The sequence below is a fragment of the Hyphobacterium lacteum genome, assembly GCF_036330345.1.
In the GTDB taxonomy this organism is placed as follows: Bacteria; Pseudomonadota; Alphaproteobacteria; order Caulobacterales; family Maricaulaceae; genus Hyphobacterium; species Hyphobacterium lacteum.
Genome location: NZ_JAZDRP010000002.1, coordinates 218,821 through 240,992 on the forward strand (window position 1 = coordinate 218,821; position 22,172 = coordinate 240,992).

General features: G+C 60.6%; 12 protein-coding genes. 4 read left to right on the top strand and 8 right to left on the bottom strand.

Features of this window, described 5'->3' with window-relative positions; translation table 11 throughout:
- Positions 1 to 7: 7 nt before the first annotated feature.
- Positions 8 to 1,039 (top strand): NAD-dependent epimerase/dehydratase family protein, encoded by a 1,032-nt coding sequence (locus tag V0U79_RS03645; RefSeq protein ID WP_330198111.1) that lies wholly within the window; start codon positions 8 to 10, stop codon positions 1,037 to 1,039.
- Here V0U79_RS03645 and rfbA read toward each other — a convergent pair.
- From rfbA to V0U79_RS03685, 8 genes are all read right to left on the bottom strand, one after another.
- Positions 1,036 to 1,920, bottom strand: coding sequence for a glucose-1-phosphate thymidylyltransferase RfbA (rfbA, locus tag V0U79_RS03650; RefSeq protein ID WP_330198112.1), 885 nt, complete (start codon positions 1,918 to 1,920; stop codon positions 1,036 to 1,038). The two genes, V0U79_RS03645 and rfbA, sit on opposite strands and share 4 nt — an antisense overlap.
- The gene (gene rfbB / locus V0U79_RS03655; protein ID WP_330198113.1) at positions 1,917 to 2,975 is read right to left on the bottom strand and encodes a dTDP-glucose 4,6-dehydratase; all 1,059 of its coding nucleotides are present in this window, start codon (positions 2,973 to 2,975) and stop codon (positions 1,917 to 1,919) included. The genes rfbA and rfbB overlap by 4 nt, the downstream gene beginning before the upstream one ends.
- A 224-nt stretch (positions 2,976 to 3,199) precedes the next feature.
- Positions 3,200 to 5,302 carry a M13 family metallopeptidase gene (locus tag V0U79_RS03660; protein ID WP_330198114.1) on the bottom strand — a complete coding sequence of 701 codons (2,103 nt, stop codon included), beginning with the start codon at positions 5,300 to 5,302 and terminating at the stop codon, positions 3,200 to 3,202.
- Positions 5,303 to 5,410: 108 nt separating this feature from the next.
- Positions 5,411 to 8,818 (bottom strand): S8 family peptidase, encoded by a 3,408-nt coding sequence (locus tag V0U79_RS03665; RefSeq protein ID WP_330198115.1) that lies wholly within the window; start codon positions 8,816 to 8,818, stop codon positions 5,411 to 5,413.
- A gap of 127 nt (positions 8,819 to 8,945) precedes the next feature.
- Positions 8,946 to 11,033: a M13 family metallopeptidase gene (locus tag V0U79_RS03670; RefSeq protein ID WP_330198116.1), complete on the bottom strand. Its 2,088-nt coding sequence runs from the start codon at positions 11,031 to 11,033 to the stop codon at positions 8,946 to 8,948.
- Between the two features lie 120 nt (positions 11,034 to 11,153).
- On the bottom strand, positions 11,154 to 14,363 hold the full coding sequence (locus V0U79_RS03675) for an efflux RND transporter permease subunit (RefSeq protein ID WP_330198117.1): 3,210 nt from the start codon (positions 14,361 to 14,363) through the stop codon (positions 11,154 to 11,156).
- Between the two features lie 33 nt (positions 14,364 to 14,396).
- On the bottom strand, positions 14,397 to 15,680 hold the full coding sequence (locus V0U79_RS03680) for an efflux RND transporter periplasmic adaptor subunit (protein WP_330198118.1): 1,284 nt from the start codon (positions 15,678 to 15,680) through the stop codon (positions 14,397 to 14,399).
- A 9-nt stretch (positions 15,681 to 15,689) separates the two neighbouring features.
- Positions 15,690 to 17,078, bottom strand: a complete 1,389-nt coding sequence (locus V0U79_RS03685) for an efflux transporter outer membrane subunit (RefSeq protein ID WP_330198119.1) — start codon at positions 17,076 to 17,078, stop codon at positions 15,690 to 15,692.
- A gap of 246 nt (positions 17,079 to 17,324) precedes the next feature.
- Here V0U79_RS03685 and V0U79_RS03690 point away from each other — a divergent pair, with 246 nt between their 5' ends.
- From V0U79_RS03690 to pstA, 3 genes are all read left to right on the top strand, one after another.
- The gene (locus tag V0U79_RS03690) at positions 17,325 to 18,716 is read left to right on the top strand and encodes an ATP-binding protein (RefSeq protein WP_330198120.1); all 1,392 of its coding nucleotides are present in this window, start codon (positions 17,325 to 17,327) and stop codon (positions 18,714 to 18,716) included.
- Positions 18,717 to 18,840: 124 nt separating this feature from the next.
- Positions 18,841 to 20,442, top strand: a complete 1,602-nt coding sequence (pstC, locus tag V0U79_RS03695; protein ID WP_330198121.1) for a phosphate ABC transporter permease subunit PstC — start codon at positions 18,841 to 18,843, stop codon at positions 20,440 to 20,442.
- A complete protein-coding gene (gene pstA / locus V0U79_RS03700; RefSeq protein WP_330198122.1) occupies positions 20,435 to 22,171 on the top strand; it encodes a phosphate ABC transporter permease PstA in 1,737 nt (578 codons plus the stop codon). The genes pstC and pstA overlap by 8 nt, the downstream gene beginning before the upstream one ends.
- The last annotated feature ends 1 nt before the right edge of the window (position 22,172 follow it).

Consider the following 22,172-nt stretch of genomic DNA (forward strand, 5'->3'; position numbering starts at 1 on the left):
GAACAAGATGGCACGGGTATTGGTGACCGGGATCAGTGGCTTTATCGCCAAGCATGTGGCCTTGCAGCTTTTGCAGGCCGGACATGATGTGGTCGGCACGGTCCGCGATACGGCGAAACGCGACCAGGTCAGGGAAACCCTCGTCCGCCATGGCGCCGATCATACAAAGCTGAGCTTTGTCGAAGCCGATCTGATGAGCGATGACGGATGGGAGGAAGCCGTCGCCGGCGCCGATTTTATCCAGCACCTCGCTTCGCCCTTTCCCTTGCAACAACCCAGTGATCGCGAAGCCCTCGTGCCACCGGCCCGCGACGGCATGCTGCGCGTTGTGAAAGCCGGGCTGGCCGCTGGCGCCCAGCGCATCGTTGTTACCTCATCGCTGGCTGCGGTCATGTATCACCCGAAGCACAAGGGCGATTTCGAGGCTGGACCGGACAACTGGACTGACCCGGAATGGTCGGCCATTTCCGCCTACATCGTCTCGAAAACCCGCGCCGAGCAGGCCCTTTGGGAATATCTTGATGCCCAGGGCGAGCGTGAACGGGCCACTGTCATCAATCCCGGCCTGGTCCTGGGCCCGGCGCTGGACGGACGGGCAGGCACCTCGCTCTACGTTGTCGAGGCGATCCTGAAGGCGGCCTACCCGGCGCTGCCACCAATCTCCTTCCCGACGGTTGATGTCCGCGATCTGGCCGCCCTGCATGTGGCTGCCATGGATTCACCCAACACGGCCGGGCAGCGCCTGCTGGCTGCGGCTGACACGCTGACCATGCAGGAAATTGCGCTGATCCTGAAAGACGCCTTTCCGGCTTTCGCCCGAAAGATACCGACCAAGGAGCTGCCGGCCTGGCTGGTCAAATTCATGGCGAATTTCGACAAGTCGCTGCGCTCGGTCACGTCTGATCTCGGCCGCCGCCGCAAGGCAAGGACGGCCTATGTCACGGAGAAGACGGGGATTGCTTTCCGGCCCGCCAGGGACGCCGTGATCTCAGCCGCTGAGTCCCTGATTGAATACGGCGTTGTCCAGCCGCCAGACTAGCGGCTGCGATCCAGCAATTCCTTGAGATATTTCTGATATTCCGTTTTCGGACTGTCATCGACCAGATCGGCCAGCCCGTTGCGGTCAATAAAGCCCATACGGAAGGCGATCTCCTCCGGACAGGCCACTTTCAGGCCGGTCCGTTCCTCGACCACCTTGATGAACTGGCCGGCCTCGAACAGGTCGGCATGCGTTCCGCCGTCGAGCCAGGCCACCCCCCGCCCGATGGTTTTCACATGCAGATCGCCGCGTTCCATATAGGCGCGGTTGACGTCGGTAATTTCCAGCTCGCCACGTCCGGAAGGCTTCAGCCCCCAGGCAATATCCAGCACATCGGAATCGTAGAAATAGATACCCGGGACCGCCCATTTGGATTTCGGCTTTTTCGGTTTTTCCTCAAGCGAGACCGCGCGGCCATCGGGGCCCAGTTCGACCACGCCGAACGCTGACGGATCAGCGACCTCATAGCCGAAAATCGTCGCGCCTTTTGTCTGCTTGGTCGCTTCCTGGATCCGCTTGGACAGCCCATCGCCGTAGAAGATATTGTCGCCGAGAATAAGCGCGATATTACGCCCTTCCAGCTCATTGGCCGCGACGCGGAAACCCTCGGCAATACCGCCCGGACGATTCTGGGCAACATACTCGAATTTCAGACCCCATTTGGCGCCATCGCCCAACAGCGACTGGAGCTGGGGGATCGATTCCGGATTGGAGACGATCACGAATTCCCTGACCCCGCCGAGCATCAGCGTGGTCAGCGGATAGTAGATCATCGGCTTGTCGAAGACCGGCAGCAAATGCTTGTTCACCGCATGGGTCAGCGGATAAAGGCGGCTTCCCGTCCCGCCCGCGAGGATCAGGCCCTTCCACGACGTGCTCATGTGCGAGCTCCTTCTTCACGGGCGAGGCCAAGGCGGGCGATTTCGGCCGGATCGCGCGACAGCCAGTCCGGATGCGCCAGATACCAGTCGAGCGTCGCCGACAATCCTTCATCGAGGCTGACCGATGGCGTCCAGCCCAGCTCATCCTTCGCTCGGCCTGCATTCACCGCATAGCGCAGATCATGACCGGGCCGGTCCGTCACAAACCGGATCTGGTCTTCATATTTTCCGGCACCGGGGCGTTTGTCATCCAACAACCGGCAGATCGTCCGGACCAGGCCGATATTGGTGCGCTCGGCATTCCCGCCGAAATTATACTTGCGCCCGGTCCGGCCGGTTTCAGCGGCGGTCATCATGCCCAGGACATGATCGTCCACGAACAGCCAGTCGCGGACATTCTCGCCCGAACCATAAACAGGTATGTCCTGCCCCGACAGAGCCGTGCGGATCACGGTCGGGATCAGTTTCTCCGGGTGCTGGAAAGGACCGTAATTGTTCGAACAATTGGTGATCAGCGCTGGCAGGCCATAAGTCTCCACCCAGGCCCGGACCAGATGATCTGCACCGGCCTTGGAAGCCGCATAGGGGCTGTTGGGCGCATAGGGTGTATCTTCGGTGAATGCCGGATCAGCCGCTTGCAGTGTTCCATAAACCTCATCGGTCGAAACATGAATGAAGCGGAAAGCCTGCCGCTCATTCTCTGGCAGGCCGCGCCAGTATTTCAGGGCCGCATCCAGCATCACGGATGTGCCAACCAGATTGGTCTTGATAAACACGCCCGGCCCGTCGATTGACCTGTCGACATGGCTTTCGGCCGCGAGATGAAACACGCGTTCTGGGCAGCTGGCCGCGAAGGCTTCCGCCATGGCCGCGGCATCGGAGATATCTGCCTTTATGAATTGGTAGGCGTTCGATGATGCCGCCTCGGCCACGGCGCGCGCATCGCCGGCATAGGTCATGGCATCGACATTGGTGACGAGATGGCCGTCGGCGATCAGCCGGCGGACCAGCGCAGACCCGATAAAGCCGCACCCCCCTGTCACGAGAATACGCATCTAGACGCCACCCCTTTCGTATTCCCGTCCAGAAAACAGGCCCTGACCCGAAAGGCAACCGCCTATCACACGATTAACCTCAATCGCAGCCACGATTATTTGCAACCTTGGAGCGGAAAGTGCGCACGCCAACGGCGCGGTTGACAGGGCCGGATGAGATGGAGGCCGCATAAAGAAAAAGGCCCGGCACAATGGCCGGGCCCCGTTCTAATGGCAGCTGGTGTCTACCAGATGCTCACCCGTTGATCGGGCGGCAGGTAGAGATCATCATCCTCGGTAACATTGAATGCCTCATACCAGGCATCCATGTTCCGGACGACACCATTGGTGCGGTACTGGTTCGGGCTGTGCACACCGGTCAGCAGGCGCGTACGCATCGAATCCTCGGTGCGGATGCCCCGCCAGACCTGAGCCCAGGCCATGAAGAAGCGCTGTTCCGGCGTATAGCCATCAATGTCTTCACCACCACCATGGTCTTCCAGATACATGCGGTAGGCATGCAGGGCGATGGAAAGCCCGCCCAGATCACCGATATTCTCGCCCATCGTCTGGTCACCGCGCACGCAATCACCTTCGATCGGACAGAACTCATTGTACTGCGAGCCCAGAACCGAAGTGCGGTCCTCGAATTGCTCGCGGGCGAACTCCGTCCACCAGTTGCGCTGCAGGCCGGTGCCGTCGGAGCGGCTACCCTGATCGTCAAATCCGTGACCCATCTCGTGACCGATTACGCCGCCAATGGCGCCGAAATTCACGGCCATGTCGGCATTCGGATCGAAGAAGGGCGGCTGCAGGATCGCGGCCGGGAAGACGATTTCGTTACGCGACGGAGAGTAATAGGCGTTCACCGTCTGCGGGCTCATGAACCAGGCCCATGTGCGGATCGGACCGCCCAGACGCGAGCGGGAATCCTCACGGCCCCAGTCACGCACCGCATTGGAATTGGCAATCAGGTTGCCCGGTTCCATGCTGATCGTGGAATAGTCACGCCATTGTGTCGGATAGCCGATCTTGGGAATGAAGGCTTCCAGCTTGGCAAACGCCTCGGCCCGCGTTTCGTCATCCATCCATTCCAGCGTTTCCAGCCGGTCGGCAAACGCACGGCGCAGATATTCGACCAGCTCGGTCATCTGGTCGCGATAGTCTTCCGGGAAGTATTGCTCGACATAGACCTGGCCGATCAGCTCGCCCAGACGGCCATTGACGAATTGCACGGCGCGCAGCTCGCGCGGGCGCTGCTCCTCGGTGCCGTTCAGACGCGTCGAATAGAATGCAAAGGACGCATCATCGAAGGCCGCTGGCAACATGGAGGTGTGATTGTCGATGAAGTGAAAGGCCAGATAGGAGCGCAGCGTCTCTACCGGCGTTTCGGCAAACAGCTGGGCCAGGCCCTGCACTGCCGTATCGGTGTTGACGATAATCTCGCTCTGATCGCCGACCATTTCCTCTTCCAGGAAGGCCTGCCAGTCAAAGCCCGGCGCATATTCGATCAGCTCGTCAACGCTCATCAGATTGTAGTTGGCGATCCGGTCGCGTGCCTGGGCCCGCGTCCAGTGAATTTCGGCGATCGCCGTTTCCAGCGCCAGAATGGCTTCTGCACGCTCGCGGCCATTATCGATACCGGAACGCTCAAACAGGCCGGCCATATAATCGACATAGGCTTCGCGATGGCCCGGGAAGGGTTCGTCATCACGCAGATAGAAATCGCGGTTCGGCAAGCCGAGCCCGGTTTGGCCCGTCGAGATCACATAGCGGGTCGGGTCGCCCGGATCGATCGTGACGCCCAGCGAGAACATCGACATTTGCGACGGACGGCCGAACCAGCGGGCGATATCCGCATGCGTCTCGGAGGCGAGGATAGCATCGATATCCGCCTGCAGCGGCGTCAGGCCCAGCGCCTCGATCCGGTCGGTATCGAGATAGTCATTATAAAGCGTGCCGATCTGGTATTCCGCCGAGCCCGGCTCGGCATCCATTTCGGCCGCGGCACGGATTATTTCCTGCACGCGCTGTTCGGTCTCGAGATAAAGCTCGGTAAACCCGTTCAGGCTGGAGAAGCCCGGCGGGAATTCCGCAGTTTCCAGCCAGCCTTCATTGACATAGCGGAAGAAATCGTCGCCCGGATCAATCGTCTCGGAGACGTGCTGGGTCTCAATGCCCCAATCTCCGAGAATGGCCGACGCCATTTCGTCATTGGCCGCATCCGTTGCGGAATTTTCAACAGCACCGTCAGTAGACGTGCCGTCATCATCACTCATCTCGCCGCCCGGGCTACAGGCGGTGACAAGGGCAAAACAGCTGGTAGCCAGCAAAAGCTTCTTGAACACAGATCAGCTCCCCAAAAAAACACCAACGGGGACACTAGTCCGGATCGGTCGGGGCTCAACTGACAATACTGTCATTTTTGAATAACAGAGCGGCCGGGCAGCTTTCCTCTATGGGTCCGGCACAGTGCGCACCGCAACGCTGGTCCCCCCGAAAACGTCATCATCCGCATCGGTGACAAATACCGTGATCCGGTTGGCATCCGGCGCGTTGGCAACATCAATTCCCTGCCCCTGAACAAAGAAGGAGAACGTTCGCACCTGTCCGTTGGCGAGAGAAAATTGTGGTCGCATCTGCGAGGGCGGCGCAAGACACTGCCCCGTAGCAGGATTGGTTTCGCACGCCAGAACACGAAGCGGCATTTGGGCAGAAATGGGTTCGGGAGTGCCTTCGGCATTATGAGCAGAGCGACCGTTCACCAGATATAGCATCTGAAGATTCTCGCCATCGAGGCCGACATTGCGGAGCGCCATCGAGAAAGCGGAACCGCCATTCAATGGCACCTCCACCGCTCCGGAATTCCCGATCGTCGCAGCCACGGCAGCAATATCGACATTGCGGAAATCATCCGCTGAAAAACGAAGCGTATTGAGGTCCGCGACGCTGCCCGCCGCAACAACCGTGTCGCAACGGAAAATCGGCCGCAAAATCGTCGACGGCTTGGACGGCTGGATCGTCGACGGTGTCAGGCTCAGAATGAAGGTCTGGGCGCCGCCCGGCGGGATGGTGACCGGCGTATTCGGCTGCCCCGTGGGCGTATTGGTTGCCGGATCCGTGGTTTGATAGGTCCAGTCTCCATTGAAGCCGAATGGCGGATCAATACGGCAGTTTTCACCGGCAACACCTGGTCCCGCAGGATTGATGACGGTCGCAAAGGCCGTTGTCGGCTGGCCGACCTGCCCGGTTCGCACGGTCGGCAGAACCGACGCGACCAGCCGATGCGCCGGTTGGCCCGTCATGGCCCAGGGCAGGTCGAAAACGGCCTCCTCGGGACCGTCGACGAAAATCAGATAGGTTTGTCCGGCCGTCGCATTAAACGGCGCTGGACCGTTGAGCCCGGCCTGAATTGCATTCAGATCACTGTCGAAGATGACCAGCACTGTCTGTTGTGTACCCAGCGTCGGACCAAACCAGACAGGCCCGCTCATCGGAGCCGTCCACCGGAACCAGACCGAGTGTCCAAACCGCGTCAGGTTCTGTCCCTGGATCCCCAGAACAGGCTCGTTGGGATCGGTCGTTGCACCATAGGTCGTACCCGCAATATGCCCCCGCGATCCGGTGAGCACCGTGGCATTCGCCATCATGTCGTTTTCGGGTTGCAGGATCGGCCGGAGCGTGGCCAACCCCTCACCGCCGGTCGCCGACTGTCCGGCAACCGCAATATGGTAGGTCTCTCCCGCACTGCTTTCGAATACCCGGACATGGATCGGCGCGCCTGTTCCGGGAGCCACACCGGTATCGCCCTGGCTTTGCTCGGGCGAAAGTGCCCCAATCGAATTGCCGGTATAGACGGCGATCACCGGATCAAAGTTCGGATTTGACAGGACAAAGCCAACAAGGCCGGAATAGTTTGCCGTCCAGCGATACCAGACGGTCGCCCCGGTTCCTGCAACGCCGTGATTGCCTTCTCCGGCTTCCGTCGTCGCCGTGGTTGAGTCTATCAGGAATTCGTTGGCCCCCAGCGCCAGTTCAGCGGCATCGGAAAAATTGTCGTTCGCCGCCGCTGGCAGCACCGTCATTCTGGCCGCCAGGCTGAGCGTGTCCGTACTCGCTTGCGTGGATATCTGATAGCGGGACTGATAGGCGCCGGGATTCATCCCGGTTGCGTTTGCCAGGACGAAAACCGTCGTGCTGGCCCCAGGCTCAAGCCGCCCCCCGAGAACCTCGACAGCATTACCCAGGGAATTCTCGCTGCCCGGGCTCGCCTGGGAAAACCGTATCCAGCCGGCATGGGAACTGATCGTCCAGTTCAAAGGCGTGTTCCCGGTATTCCTCAAAGTATGCACCTGCCCGAAGCGGGTGATGGGCGATGCCTGTGAGACCACCGGGTCAAACGGCTGGATTGGAGAAACAGAAAGATTTCCAAGCGCGCCATTGCCGGCAATTGTCAGCTGGGCATGCGCTGCATCCACCTGGATTCGGGGCGCTTCAATGCCATAACGCTGAGCGGTGATGACCCGCCCGGTGGCTTCCAGCGCATTCTCGATCATGTCGACGCTGGCATCCGGATGGGCCGCCCGCAACAGGGCGAAGGCGCCCGCCACATGCGGCGATGCCATGGAGGTGCCGTCGAGATTCTGAGCGCGCGCCGGTCCCGTATCACCGACCCTCGGAAAGGCCGAGAGAATGGCGCTGCCGGGAGCCAGCAGGTCAATCGGATAACCGCTGTTTGAAAACAGCGACAGCTCATCCGTATCGGTGGTTGAGCCGACTGTGATGGCTTCTGCGATACAGCTTGGTGTCCCGACCCTGTCGCGGAACCGCGCATTGCCGGAGGCTATCACAGTCGCCACGCCCGCCGACCGCAGCATCCTGATCCAGGGCGCTACATTGGCATTTCGGCAGGCATGCCGGTACTGGCTGCCGCCCAGGCTCATATTGATAGAGGCCAGACTGAACGCATTGCGGTTGTTGTAGAGCCATTCAAGCGCAGCAGCCTGATCGGAATCAAACGTGGTTATGTTTCCATTGCGCTGCCGGCTGAAAACATTGACGGCAACAATATTGGCGCCGGGCGCCACACCCCGAATGAACTGACCGGGAATATCCGGGTTTTCAAAATCGGCCCCGGCAGCAATGCCCGCCACATGCGTGCCATGATGACAGTTCTGGCCACCGTTTTCGGGGTCATCCTCCAGATCCTCGCAATTATCCCCCGCCTGTGGAGAGCTGGTATCAACGTGCGTCCCGTTCGGGCAGAAACTGGTGGTCTGGTTGGCCGGGTCTGATCCGGAAAAACAGGCCGACCCCACTATCCGCCCGGCAAACATCGGATGCTGGTGATCAACGCCGCTGTCCAGAATGGCAACCGAAACGCCCGAGCCGGTCAGGCCTGCCGTGTGCAGGTTGCGCGCACCCACAAGATCAACCGAGGTGTCGAGGAGCGGATAACTCACACGATCCAGCTCGATACGGCTGACAGCAGGGTCGCGCAACATGGAATCGATTTCCGCCGCGGAGAGATACATCGCGGCGGCCGGAACATAGCTGTATTCATACATCAGCCCGGGCTGCTGGAGGGTCAGAGGCTGACCCGCCATCATGTCGGGCGACACACCCAGCGACCGCTCGATAATGGCATCCCGCGAGGCGTCCATCTGCGCGATTTGCGATTCCAGGTCAAAGCCATCGCCGCCATCCCGCGCCAATTGCGGAATATCGAAAAAAACGAAAACCCGAACCCGGGGCTGCTCCTGAAGCGCCTCCTGCAAATCCGGAGTAATATTGAGGGTCTGGGCAGTCGCAGCAGGCGTCAGAAAAACGCCGAGAACAAGCGAAAGCAGGATAACGCGCAACATTGAAACCATCCCCCACGTTGAAACCATAGGGAAATTAAGCCCGTTAACCATGCTATGGGCAAGCACCACTTAAAAAAAATGGCCCGGCGCAAGGCCGGGCCATCTCATGACAAGGTGTTTTTTTGTTCTACCAGATCCGGACGCGTTCTTCCGGCGGCAGATAGAGCAGATCGTCTTCCTCGATGCCGAAAGCGTCATACCAGGCATCCAGATTCCGCACGATACCATTGGTGCGGTATTGCGACGGGCTGTGCGGATCAGTCACCAGACGCTGACGCAGATTGTCCTCGCGATAGAGGCGGCGCCAGACCTGGGCCCAAGCCAGGAAGAAGCGCTGATCGCCGGTATAACCGTCGATCACCGGCGCACCTTCATCGCCATAGGTTGCCGCGACATAACGCTGATAGGCCGAATAGGCCATCTGCACACCGCCAAGGTCACCAATGTTCTCGCCCATGGTGAAGGTGCCGTTCACGCACTCGCCTTCCAGCGGACAATAGGTGTCATACTGGCTGCCCAGCGCACCGGCCCGCTCCATGAAGGCGTCATTGGTGGCATCCGACCACCAGTTCCGGATACGGCCAGCCTCGTCGAACTGACGGCCCTGGTCGTCGAAACCGTGACCGATTTCATGGCCGATCACCGCACCGATGGCACCGTAATTGATCGCTGCATCAGCATTCGGATCAAAGAAAGGCGCCTGCAGGATGCCTGCCGGGAAGGTGATCTGGTTCATCAACGGATTGTAGGAGGCGTTCACGGTTTGCGGCGGATACGGCCAGTCACCGCGATCAACCGGACCGGAAAGGTCCTCGACCTGCTGGTTCCAGTTGAACTCGGCGATGCGGCGCAGATTGCCGAACAGATCGCCGGCCTGGATTTCCAGCGCCGAATAGTCGGTCCACTCGTCCGGATAGCCGATGCGCGGCTCGAAGGTTGAAAGCTTGAGGAGAGCCTGCTGGCGGGTCTCGTCATCCATCCAGGACAGGTTCTGAAGACGCTCCTCGAAAGCCGCGGTCAGATTGCCGACAAGCTCTTCCATCTGGGTCTTGGATTCCGGCGGGAAATGGCGGTCGACATAGACCTGACCAACAGCCTCACCCAGAACGCCACCGACCAGGTTCACGCCCCGGCGATCGCGCGGGCGCTGTTCCTCGGTACCATTCAGCGTGCGGCCGAAGAAGTCGAAGCTCGCCTGGTCAAAGGCCAGCGGCAGCGCGTTGGTATTGTCGTTCAGCGTATGGAAAACCATGTAGTCGCGTAGAACGTCGACCGGGGTTTCCGAGAAAATTGTCGCCGTACCTTCGATCGCGCTCGGTTGCGCAACGAGATAGGTCTCGACGCTGTCGATACCCAGAGCGGTCATGCCGGCTTCGAAATTGAATTGCGGCGCCAGCGTCGCCAGATCGCCCAGCGGCATCGGATTGTAGATCGCCTGGATGTCGCGGCTCTGCTCCTGGGTCCAATGAACCTCGGCAATCCGCATCTCCAGATCCATGATCGACTGAGCGCGCTCGGCACTATTGTCATAGCCGGCCAGATCGAAGAGCTGGGTGATATAGGAAAGATAGGCGGCGCGGTATTCGTCATAGCGCTCGCCCTCGCTCAGATAGAAATCGCGATCCGGCATGCCGAGGCCGGACTGGCCGACAAACACGGTGTAGCGCGAGGTATCTGCCGGGTCTGGAATGATACCCACACCGTACATGGCCGGGCTGTGGACCGTGGCAAACATGGTTGCGAATTGCTCGTGGGTCTCGACCGCTGCGATGGCATCAAGATCCGGCTGGATCGCTTCCAGACCGCGCGCATCCAGCGCTTCGGTATTCATCCAGCTGGCATAAAGATCGCCAACCTGTTGCTCGACCGAACCGGTATCGCCACCGGCTTCAGCGAGCTCGAGGATAATGTCCTGGACGTCCTGCTCGGCTTCCAGCGCCAGCTCGGTAAACATGCCGTAATTCGACAGGTCCGCCGGGATCTCGGTGGTGTCCAGCCATTCGCCATTGGCATAGCGGAAGAAGTCATCGCCTGGATCGACGGTCATGTCGCGCCCGTCCAGGTCAAAACCCCAATCGCCGATAGCGGCAGACGCCATTTCGACTTCGCCGCCCTGCGCCTCGGTATTGCCCTGAACCGTGGTGGTATCGGTGGCCGGTTCACTGCACGCCGCCAGCAAGGCAAGGCATGCGGTACCCAATAGCAGTTTCTTCATTGTCTCATTTTCCTCTTGAAGCCGGCCCCCGCGACCGGCTGGACTGATTGTGTAAACGGATATTAGCGGCAGAAAGCCGGCTGGCCAGCCCGCCATGCGGGCCGGCCAGTCCTGGCTGACTTATTCGGCAGGCTGGATGGTACCGACATCGGTCTCCGGCTCGCCGCCCTTGGTCTCGTGATAGGTCGATCCAATTCCCGGCTGTTTCTTGCCGGTCCACATTCCGACGATACCGCGCTTGATATCCACACCGATCGCGTACAGCGCCGGCACCAGAAGCAGGGTCAGGAACAGGGCGAAAACAACCGCAAAGCCCAGCGAAACCACCATCGGCTTCAGGAACTGGGCCTGGGTCGAGGTTTCGCCCATCATCGGCAGGATACCGAGGAAGGTGGTGACCGAGGTCAGGATGATCGGGCGGAAGCGCTGTACGCCCGCATCGATCAGCGCCTGGAAGGCGCCCACGCCATTGGCGCGGAGCCGGTTCACGAAGTCCACGAGAACCAGATTGTCATTGATCACCACGCCGGCCGCTGCGCCCACTCCGAACCAGGAGAACAGGGCGAAGGAAATACCGAAGAAGAGGTGGCCGAAAACAGCACCCGCGAAAGCGAAAGGAATGGCGATCAGGATCAGAGCCGGCTGGGCGTAGGACCGGAAGGCGATCGCCAGCAGGATGTAGATACCGCCCAGAACCAGGATCACCAGGTTGAACAGCTCGGCCATGAACTCGGCTTCACCCTCAGCCTGACCGAACTCCTGGCGGGTTACATTGGGATGGCGGGCTTCCCACTCCGTCCAGAAACCATCATTCAGGCTTTCCATGATCTCGCCACGCGCCGCCGGGTCGCTCAGTTCGGCGCTCACCGTAATGGTGCGCATCCGGTCGCGTCGGTTGATCCGGTTGAGGCCAGGGGCGAATTCCACATCGGCAACTGCCGACAGCGGGACTTCCCGGCCATCACTGGTGCGGATGCGGTAGTTGCGCAGCGTATCCAGTGACCGGCGGGCATCCTCCGGCAAGCGAAGCATGACGCGGACATCCTGACCATCGCGGGGCAGCCGCATGACTTCCTCGCCATAGAAGGCCTGCCTTACCTGACGGGTCACATCTGCCAGAGTAATGCCAAGGGCCTGCGCATCGGGGCGCAGCGAGAACTGAAGCTCTTCAGCGGACGACTGGAGATTGTCGACCACATCATAGAGCGTGTCATAGGAACGCAATTGTTCCTTGAGTTCGTCGGCAGACGCCCGCAGTTCATCCAGATCCTGTCCGGAGATCGCAAAGCGCAGACCGTTGCCGCCATTGTTGATGGTGGTATCGAGACGCACTTCCTCGGCATCCGGGATCGGGCCCAGGAATTCGCGCATCCGCTGTGCCACTTCACGCGTCGACAGACCGCCCGGGCGTTCTTCCGGCGGTGCCAGCGTGACCCAGGCCCGGACACGGCCATCCGTTGCCAGGGTTGAACGGCTGTCGATCATGTCGATCTCGCCGGGGAATTCCTCGCGATAATATAGAAGGGTTTCTTCTTCAGCGTGTTCCAGTTGCTGGCGTACAGCTTCGGTACGCTGCCACGCCGTGCCTTCTGCCAGCTGGATCGTCACCTGCACGGTGTCGTTCTCGATTTCCGGCATGAACACCGTGCTGACACGGTTGGTCGCCTGCAGCACGATGGCCAGGCCAAACAGGCCGATAAAGAAGAGCAAGGTGGCATAGCGCTGGCGCACGGCGAACACGGCAACGTGGCGATACACATGGCGCGCGAACCACACCATAGAGTCGGCAATGGCACGCTGAAGCTTCAGCAGGGGGCCCATCAGGCCCGTCATTTTCTGCGGCTTCATGTGGCCAAGGTGGGCCGGCAGGATCAGCAGTGACTCGATCAGCGAGAAGACCAGCGCCGCAATCACGACAAGAGAGATCTGGCGGGTGAACTGCACTTCCGGGCCAGACAGCAACATCCAGGGCGCAAACATCAGAATGGTCGTGATGACGGCAAAAATCACCGGCTTCATGACCATCTGCGTTCCGACGACCGCAGCCGTCAGCCCGGTTTCGCCGCGCTCAACCCTGTTGTGAATATTCTCGCCGACAATGATCGCATCATCGACCACGATCCCGATCACGATGAGGAAGGCGAAGAGGGACAGCATGTTCAGGGTCACACCGAACATGGGCAACATCAGGAAGGCGCCAAGGAAGGCGGTGCCGATACCGACCGTCACCCAGAAGGCCACGATCGGGCGCAGGAAGAGGATCAGGGTCAGCAGAACCAGCGCCATACCGAAAGTCGCCGAGTTGAAGATCGTATTCATCCGGCCCTCGTAGAGCTCGGAAGAATCCCACCACAGCGAAAGCGATACGCCTTCCGGGAGGGTTTCCTGGCGTTCAGCAATGAAACGCTCGACGCCATCAGATACGTCCACGACGTCCATGCCGGGGCTGGTAAGGATCACAACCAGCGCCATCGGCTCACCATTATACGTGCCGATCAGGTTGGCATCGACAAATCCGTCGGTAACCGAGCCGATATCGCTGATGCGGATCGTGCCGCCATCTGCCGTTTGGCGAACAATAATGTCCTCGAAATCCTCGGCGGTATCGCCCAGCTGGCGTGCCGTGAGTGAAACATCGCCGATTTCGGTACGGACCTGACCGGCGGAAGCGTTCAGAGAGGAGTTGCGCAGTGCGCGCGCGACCTGGTCAAACGTCAGATTATAGCGGCGCAGATCACTCTCATCGACCTCGATCGAGACTTCCTCCGAGAGCGTGGCCCAGACATTGACCAGCGACACTCCGGGCACATCGGCAGCCACCTCGTCACGAATTTCGCGCGCAATGCGCTGGAGATCCCGGCGTGGCACATTGCCATGGATGGCAAAGCCGACGACCTGGTCTTCATTACGCCACTGATTGACGATCGGACGGAAAGCAGATGGCGGCAGATTGTTGACCGAATTCACCTGCTGTTCGATTTCATTGATAAAGGTACGCATGTCGACAGTGCGCGTACCCTCGATATTGATGAAGGCACTGCCCTCGCGTGAAGTCGAGGTAATGGTCTCAATACCGTCAACCGAGGAAACGGCTTCCTCGATCCGAACAGTGATCTGTTCTTCCATTTCCTGCGGAGACGCACCCGGCCAGGCGATGGAAACCGTCGCACCCGAGAAGCTGGCCGTCGGGAAGACTTCCCTTTGCATTGAAAGGTAACCGAGGATACCGCCGACAATCGCGACCAGCATCAGCAGGTTGGCGGCAACGCCGTTGCTCGCCCACCAGGCAATGATACCCTTGAATTCGGTTTCCTGCTTGGGATCTGTCATCACCGCCTCCTTGATCGCGGATGGATGCTGGGTCTAGTCGACCGAGCTGACGAGCTGGGCTTCGTCGTTTCCTGCCTCGGCCTCAGCCGAATCTTCATCGTCGTCATCATCGCCGGTCGGCAGAGTGGTGGACCGCGATTCGACGATCTCGCCCGACTGGTCGAAAGTCCGGATTCTCATGCCGTCACTGGCGGCACGCACAGGGCTCGTGACGACCATGTCGTCAATAGTGACACCATCGGCGACGACCAGACGCTCGGGGCTTGATGTGATCACACTCACATTACGGATGCTCAGCAGGCCGCCCTCTTCAGCCACATACACCGTGTTGGCACCACGAAGTGCCGAGCGCGGCAATATATAGGCATCAGCAACAACGCGCCCTTCAATCTCGGCATCCACGAACAGACCCACCGGCAACGGTGCACCGACGCGCTCAGCCGTCTCGCCATAAGGATCATCGATCCGGGCGATACCGTAGAGCACGCGGGTTTGCGTATCGATAGCGCTGTCGGTCCGCACCAGTTCAGCTTCCCATTCACGGTACTGGCCGGCCAGTGTGGCCGTTATCCGCACGCGCGGACCAGGCTGGTCAGAATTCGCCTGGAAGGCCACCGGAATATTGAGCATGGACAATTCATTATCCGTCAGCGGCAGCCGGACCTGCACTGCATCCGTGGCAAACACTTCGCCCAGTGGAGTTCCCGGAGCAACAAACTGGCCGAGGTCGGCCGACTTGGTGCGGACACGGCCAGCGAAGGGCGCTGAAATCCGGGTTCGTTCAAGACCCAGGCGGGCTTCCTGCAATTGCGCCTGAGCCGCCGCCAGGGAGGCGCGGGCCTGTGCCAGTTGCGGTTCGCGTAACGTCAGGGAAGACGCCTGGCCTTCGCCCAGCTCTGCCCATTCGGCAGCCGCCAGGTCGGATTCCGCCTGTTCGCGGACCAGTGCCTGTTGGGCCTGGGCGACCTGAGCCTGGGCCCGGGTGACCGCCAGACGATAATCGGCATCATCAATCTGGATCAGCGTCTCACCGGCTTCGAAAAAGCCGCCCTCGATGAAGTTCGGATTCACGTAGACAATGCGGCCGGAAACCTGTGGAACCAGACTTATCTGGGTGACCGGACGAACTTCTCCCTGCGTGTTCACGCGGAGCGTGACGTCCGTATTCTCTACGGCCGAGGCAAAGACTGCCACCGGTCGCGGCTGCGCATTCGCCCGCTCCGGCTCGGGCGCACTAGCGATCAGCGCGCCGTAAATTACAAAAAATATGGCGCCAACGCCGAGGAAAATCAGGACTGAAAGAATAATGCGACCCATGACGATCTCCTAACCCTCTTGGTTCCGCAGATCGGGCGCTTCAAAGCTTCCGCCGATCGCAAGATAGATATCCACTCGATTTGTGGCGCGCTCACGGCGCGCCGAGATGTATTGACCCTCTGCCGCTATTCTACGGCTCTGGGCGTCCAGCAGTTCAAATACGGTCGCAAGACCGGACCCGTATTGACGGATCACCAGTTCTTCAGCGGCTGCGGCCTGTTCGTAGGCGGTCTGCAGGGCATCCACCCGGGCCGCCAGCATGCCATCCGCATAGATGGCGTCCTCGGCTTCGCGCCAGGCGGCCAGCACCGTGCCGGCATAGTTCCGGACGGCTGCTTCTGCAGCCGCCTCGGCCCGGTCCCGTTCGGCCCGAAGAGCGCCGCCCTGGAAGATTGGCGCCGTCAGGCCGCCAATAACCGTTGCCACCAGCGTGTCCAGATCAAACATGTCGGCCGGGTCGGCACCGCCGGTATCCAGATTGCCCCTCAAGGTCAGGCTGGGAAGCAATGCATCGCGGGCAATTTCCGCCTGGAGACCCGCAGCTTCCAGACGAGCCTCGGCCGCCAGTAGGTCCGGACGGCGCGTCAGCAATTCACCCGGCGCACCGATACCGGTCAGCTCTGAGAATTGCGGCAGATCGGCTTCGTGCTCGATGGCACCGGCAGGATACCGGCCCAGCAGAATTTCAAGACTGCGGGCGGCGGCGGCCTCCGCGCGCTGGCGCGAGGCCAGCACGGCCTGGCTGGAGGCCAGGGCCGAGCGGAAGGTACGAACATCGGTCGAGCGCGACACACCGGCACCGAAACGGCGTTCGATCAGAGCCAGCGAACGTTCCTTGGCCTCGACATCACGTTGGGCCAGCTCGGTTTGCAGCCGCGCCTCGATCAGCAGGAACCAGGCGCGCGATACCTGACCGGCAATCGACAGGCGCGCGGATTCAAAATCGGCATTCGTGGCGTCATATTCCAGCAAACCCGCTTGCGAACGGGCAGCCAGACGGCCCCAGAGATCAGCCTCCCACGAAACACCCAGCCCCAGACCATAAGCCGTTGTGCTGGCCGTATTGGTCTCGCGCTGGGTGATGCTGGTATCGGCGCTGAGGCTGGGCAGCCGGCCGGCATTGGCCGCGCGAGCGCTGGCCCGTGCGGCTCGAATACGCGCTTCGGCGGCCATCAGACCGGGATTTTCAATGACCGCTTCATCGATCAGTTGCGACAGCCGGACATCGCCGAATGTCGCCACCCAATCCTCGATACGGGCAGAATCATAATCGCCGCCCGCCGCCCAGCTCGTGGGCGCGGCAGGGGCAATATCGGCTGCGCGCGGGACCTGACCAGTTGACGCGCAGGAAGCAAGGACAAACGCCGTTGCAGACAGAAGGAGTGTTCTTTTGATCATCTTGCACTCTTGATGCCGGAGGGAGCCGGATTGGATGCACCCTAGATTCCACTTTTCGAAAGTCAACAAAAATTTATCGAAAAACAGTAATTCTTTAGCGAAGATCATGAAAACCCTCTCGAATGTCGTTATACAAAAAGGGTGGACAGGCGGGCGCTGCCGGGCCCTTTCCGGCTGGCGGAACGCTTGATTGACAACAGGATTGCGGCCCTTATGAGCGCAGCTCAGGCAATAGGCGAATGAATTTTGAGCAAGGATTCTCCCCCAGAGAGTGAGGGCCGCAGACTGCGCCGGCGTGATACGATCGCGCTGACCGCCATTGCCATCGCTGTGTTGCTTATCCTTTTGTTCAGCGGGGCCATATCCTTGCCGGTCGCCCTGACGGCCGTCGGCGCCATCGCCGCCATGTCATTCATCTATTACCTGCTGGCCAGCCCCGCATCGCCAGACAGCCGGCCGGCCGAACCCGATCAGGGTGAAAACCGCATTACCGCAAACGAGGCATCAACATCGGGTGCCATGCTTGAAAACCTGCCTTTTCCGGTTCTGCTGGTCGGTTCCGGAGGCCGCATTGAGCGGGCCAACCCGGCAGCCCATGAATATCTGGGCCTGGGCTCGGAATCCGGCCTGCTGTCGGCCTCACTGCGGCAGCCGAAAGTGCTCGAAGCCGTCAGTAGCGTGCTGCGCGGTGATGGCGGCAAGATTGTCGAATACTCGACCTTCGCTCCGATAGAGAGTCATGTCCGGGTACACGTCATTCCCCTCAAATCCGGAGATAACGGCGCTTTCCCCTGGCGCGCACTCCTGGTGCTGGCAGATGAAACTGCCAGCAAGCGGGCAGAGCGGATGCGCGGCGACTTTCTGGCCAATGCCAGCCATGAGCTGCGCACCCCCCTCGCCTCCCTTGCCGGCTTTATCGAAACCCTGAAAGGACACGCGCGCGAGGATATAGAGGCACGCGACAAATTCCTGAACATCATGCAAGACCAGACTGAGCGCATGGGCCGTTTGATCAATGACCTTCTATCGCTCGGGCGCGTGGAAATGGATGAGCATGTTCCGCCCAGCGGCGATACAGATCTGTCCGGCATGACCCAGGACACGATCGATTCGCTGACGCCTCTGGCAAAATCCAAAGGCATCACGATCGACTTCGAAGGCGATGCCGAAGCCCGTGTTGTGGGCGACCGGGACCAGCTGTTTGAAATCGCCCAGAATCTCATCGAGAACGCGATCAAATATTCCAACCCGAACACGCGCATTGTCTGCGACGTTCATGCCAATGTCGGCCGTGAGGAAATCGACAGGCTGACCAACAGCCTCGGACGCGAGGCCGGTCGGCTGACCATCACCAGCCCGGCTCTGACCGGCGGGCGGAGATATGCGATTCTGCGTGTCCGTGATGCCGGGTCGGGAATCGAGCGCCGACACCTGCCGCGCCTGACAGAGCGGTTTTATCGGGTCGATGGCCAGAAGAGCGGCCCGAAAGAGGGAACCGGCCTCGGTCTGGCGATTGTGAAACACATTATCAGCCGTCATCGCGGCGGCTTTTTCGTCGAAAGCCGGCCAGGTGAAGGCACTGTTTTTTCAGTGTGCATTCCCAGCCAGAAGGCGCGCCCGAGTTCAGGCGATTTCTGACATCACCGGCACCGTCACTAAACTGTTACAAAACTGACATCAGCCCGCCTTCAACGGGCTGCTAGGGGACGGCTTCGCGCGCGTGGGGCGAGGAGCGCCCCGTTAGCAGAACTACGGGAATTTCATGCCGGCCAATGCCTTGCTTCTCCTGATGATGCTGGTGCTCATCTCGGCCGCCTTCTATCTGGGGCGCAGCCGGGCTTTGCGTTCGTCACCAGGTGGTTCAGCGGCACTGCATTCGCTGCCGAATTATCACGGCTATTTTGTCGCCCTCTGGACCGGCTTCCCGGCACTTCTTCTGATTGCCCTTATCGGCCTGTTCGGCGCCACAGCGACGAGTCAGATCGTTGAATCGCGATTGACGGCAGCTGCAACACCCCTCGTGGAGATCTACGACGCACGCCTGGCGGAAGACAGCGGCGCCATTTCCGCCCGGGAGGCCATCGCACTTGGCGGCGAACCTGCGTCCATATCCCGGGCCCGCACTCAGCTTGCAGAGCGGCAATCCGCAATTGCTGCCGAGGTTGAACAGATGGCCGAAAGCGAAGGCTATCGGCCATTGGCACGGGCCGGATTCCACTTCCACGCCCTGCCACGCGAGCGGCGTCAGCTCTTCATGAGCGACGCCAGAGCCCTCGCTTTCAACGGCCAGCCCAGCGAGCAAACTGCCGAGCTGGAAGCCGCCGCCGACGTTTTCCGGCCGGTTGACCAGTCCATCCGTTATGGCGGAGCCATCCTTGCCATCATCCTCGCGCTCGCCGGTCTGTTCTGGTCCCGCTCTCGTGTTCAAGCCGGCTTCCGCGCGCGTAATAAGGTCGAATCCGCCTTTACCGCCGCGCTCGTATTCTGTTCGGCGATCGCGATCCTGACCACGATCGGCATCATCGCGTCGCTGCTGTTTGAATCCCTGCGGTTCTTCGAGGCGATCGACTGGCGGATTGATCAGTTCCTGTTTGGTACCCAGTGGAGCCCGCAAATCGCCATTCGCGCCGATCAGGTCGGACAATCGGGCGCGTTCGGTGCCGTTCCGCTATTTGCCGGCACCTTCATGATCACGGTGATTGCCATGCTGGTAGCCGGGCCAATAGGCCTGTTCTCGGCCATCTACCTGTCTGAATATGCCGGCAAGCGCACCCGCAACATCGTCAAGCCGGTCATGGAGATTCTCGCCGGAATCCCGACTGTGGTTTACGGCTTCTTCGCCCTGCTGACCGTTGGACCGGCCATCCGCGCGGCTGCCCAATGGGTCGGCTTCGAAGGGGCCGTTACCCAGTCTGCTCTGTCTGCCGGATTGGTGATGGGCGTGATGATAATTCCTTTCGTTTCTTCGCTTTCCGATGACGTGATCAATGCTGTGCCGCAAAGCCTGCGCGATGGTGCCTATGCCATGGGGGCGACGCGCTCGGAGACGGTTCAGCAGGTGGTTATCCCAGCCGCTCTGCCCGGCATTGTCGGTGCCTTGCTGCTCGCGGTTAGCCGCGCAGTCGGCGAAACCATGATTGTTGTCATGGCGGCCGGCCAGGGCGCAAACTTGACGGCCAATCCGCTGGAATCTGTTACCACGATCACCGTCCAGATCGTCATGCTTCTGACCGGAGACCAGGAGTTCGATAGCGCCAAGACGCTTTCGGCTTTTGCCTTGGGCCTGGTCCTGTTCATGTTCACGCTGGCCCTGAATGTGGTGGCCCTGCGGGTCGTCCAGAAATACCGGGAAAAATATGAATAACCGGACTGCCATACAGGCCGCTGTCGAAGCCAGGCTGGCCCGCCGCTACCGCGCCGAAGCCCGGTTCCGCCTGTTTGGCATTCTGGCCATCATGGCGGCCATCAGCGTGCTGATCCTGCTGATCGGCTCGATTGGTGCGCAATCCATCCCGGCTTTTCGTACCAATGAGTTGACGCTGCAGATCACGGTGGATCCGGCCCGCGTCGACCCCGCCGGCGATCGCAGCGAAGCGTCTCTACGCCGCGGCTCATACAGCTCACTCATGCAGGCGGCCCTGCGCGAACAGTTTCCTTCTATTGGCGAGCGTTCGCAGTTGCGCGAGCTGTTCGGCCTTTACACGCCACTGAACTCGGCTCGCCTCCTGGACGAGGTGATCGCCAATCCGGATCTGGTCGGGCAGACTATCGATTTCAGCTTCCCGATTTCCGACGATGCGGACCTCTACCTCAAAGGGCTGACCACCGGGACAAGCGAGATGCGGCCGGGGTTTCTCGCAACGCCCTCCGGCACGAGTGGCGAGATCACGCTGCGCGCCAACGCCAATGTCTTCTCACCGATTGTATCGGATATTCGGGCCCAGCTGACCCGGCGCGCCCTCGCTGTCGAGGAGCGCGTCGCGCGCTACCGCCAGCGCGCCGCCAATGCGACCAGCGAAGAGTCGATCGAGCGCTTCAACAGCGAAGCCGAGCACGCCGCCGCTGAAGCCGCCGAATTGCGGGCGCTGGCCGAACCCGGCGCTGACAGTGTCGAAATGTCGCCTGACCTGCCCAGCAGACTGGTTCGCATCAATGGCGGCACTGTCCTGATCGAACGCATCAGCGATGGCGGCCGGGTGGCCGAGGGTCATGTTCTTGTCGGGCTTGAAAGCGCAGAGGCCAGCGACGACTGGACTATCTGGACGCTCGAGACGCCACAGGCCGAGCGCCGGATCACGGATTCCCAGATTGCCTGGGCCGAAGTGCTGCGCGAGCGTGGCCTCGTGCGGTCGGTCTTCAACACGTATCTGTTCACCAATGCCGACTCCCGGGAACCAGAACTGGCAGGCGTGCTGGGGGCCATGATCGGTTCTGCCCTGACCATGCTTGTGACCATGCTGTTGGCGGTGCCAATCGGTGTTGCGACCGCCGTCTATCTTGAAGAATTCGCGCCGAAGAACCGGCTGACCGGCTTTATCGAGGTCAATATCAACAATCTGGCTGCCGTGCCTTCCATTGTTTTCGGCCTGTTGGGCCTGGCCGTGTTTATCAGCCTGTTCGGCCTGCCCCGCTCTGCACCGCTGGTCGGCGGCATGGTTCTGGCGCTGATGACACTGCCCACCGTGATCATTTCCTCCCGCGCGGCGTTGAAGGCAGTTCCACCCTCTATCCGCGAGGCTGCACTGGGCGTCGGTGCATCGAAAATCCAGACGGTAACCCACCACGTACTGCCGCTGGCCGCGCCGGGCATTCTGACCGGGTCGATCATTGGCCTCGCCCAGGCTCTCGGTGAAACAGCCCCGCTTCTGATGATCGGTATGGTGGCCTTTGTCGCCGACGCGCCCAGCCTGTCCCTAAGCGGCCTGACCGAGCCGGCTACAGTCATGCCGGTTCAGATTTTCCTTTGGTCCGACGGGGCCGAACGCGCCTTCGAGCCACGCACTGCGGCCGCAATTCTCATCTTGCTGGCGCTGATGATCCTATTCAATGCCGCTGCAGTATTCCTGCGCCGGCGGTTCGAACGGAGATGGTAGA

Coding starts and splice junctions, on each gene's coding strand:
- V0U79_RS03645 (WP_330198111.1), top strand. CDS start 8: ATGGCACGGGTATTGGTGACCGGGATCAGTGGCTTTATCGCCAAGCAT.
- rfbA (WP_330198112.1), bottom strand. CDS start 1,920: ATGAGCACGTCGTGGAAGGGCCTGATCCTCGCGGGCGGGACGGGAAGC.
- rfbB (WP_330198113.1), bottom strand. CDS start 2,975: ATGCGTATTCTCGTGACAGGGGGGTGCGGCTTTATCGGGTCTGCGCTG.
- V0U79_RS03665 (WP_330198115.1), bottom strand. CDS start 8,818: ATGTTGCGCGTTATCCTGCTTTCGCTTGTTCTCGGCGTTTTTCTGACG.
- V0U79_RS03670 (WP_330198116.1), bottom strand. CDS start 11,033: ATGAAGAAACTGCTATTGGGTACCGCATGCCTTGCCTTGCTGGCGGCG.
- V0U79_RS03675 (WP_330198117.1), bottom strand. CDS start 14,363: ATGACAGATCCCAAGCAGGAAACCGAATTCAAGGGTATCATTGCCTGG.
- V0U79_RS03680 (WP_330198118.1), bottom strand. CDS start 15,680: ATGGGTCGCATTATTCTTTCAGTCCTGATTTTCCTCGGCGTTGGCGCC.
- V0U79_RS03685 (WP_330198119.1), bottom strand. CDS start 17,078: ATGATCAAAAGAACACTCCTTCTGTCTGCAACGGCGTTTGTCCTTGCT.
- pstC (WP_330198121.1), top strand. CDS start 18,841: ATGCCGGCCAATGCCTTGCTTCTCCTGATGATGCTGGTGCTCATCTCG.
- pstA (WP_330198122.1), top strand. CDS start 20,435: ATGAATAACCGGACTGCCATACAGGCCGCTGTCGAAGCCAGGCTGGCC.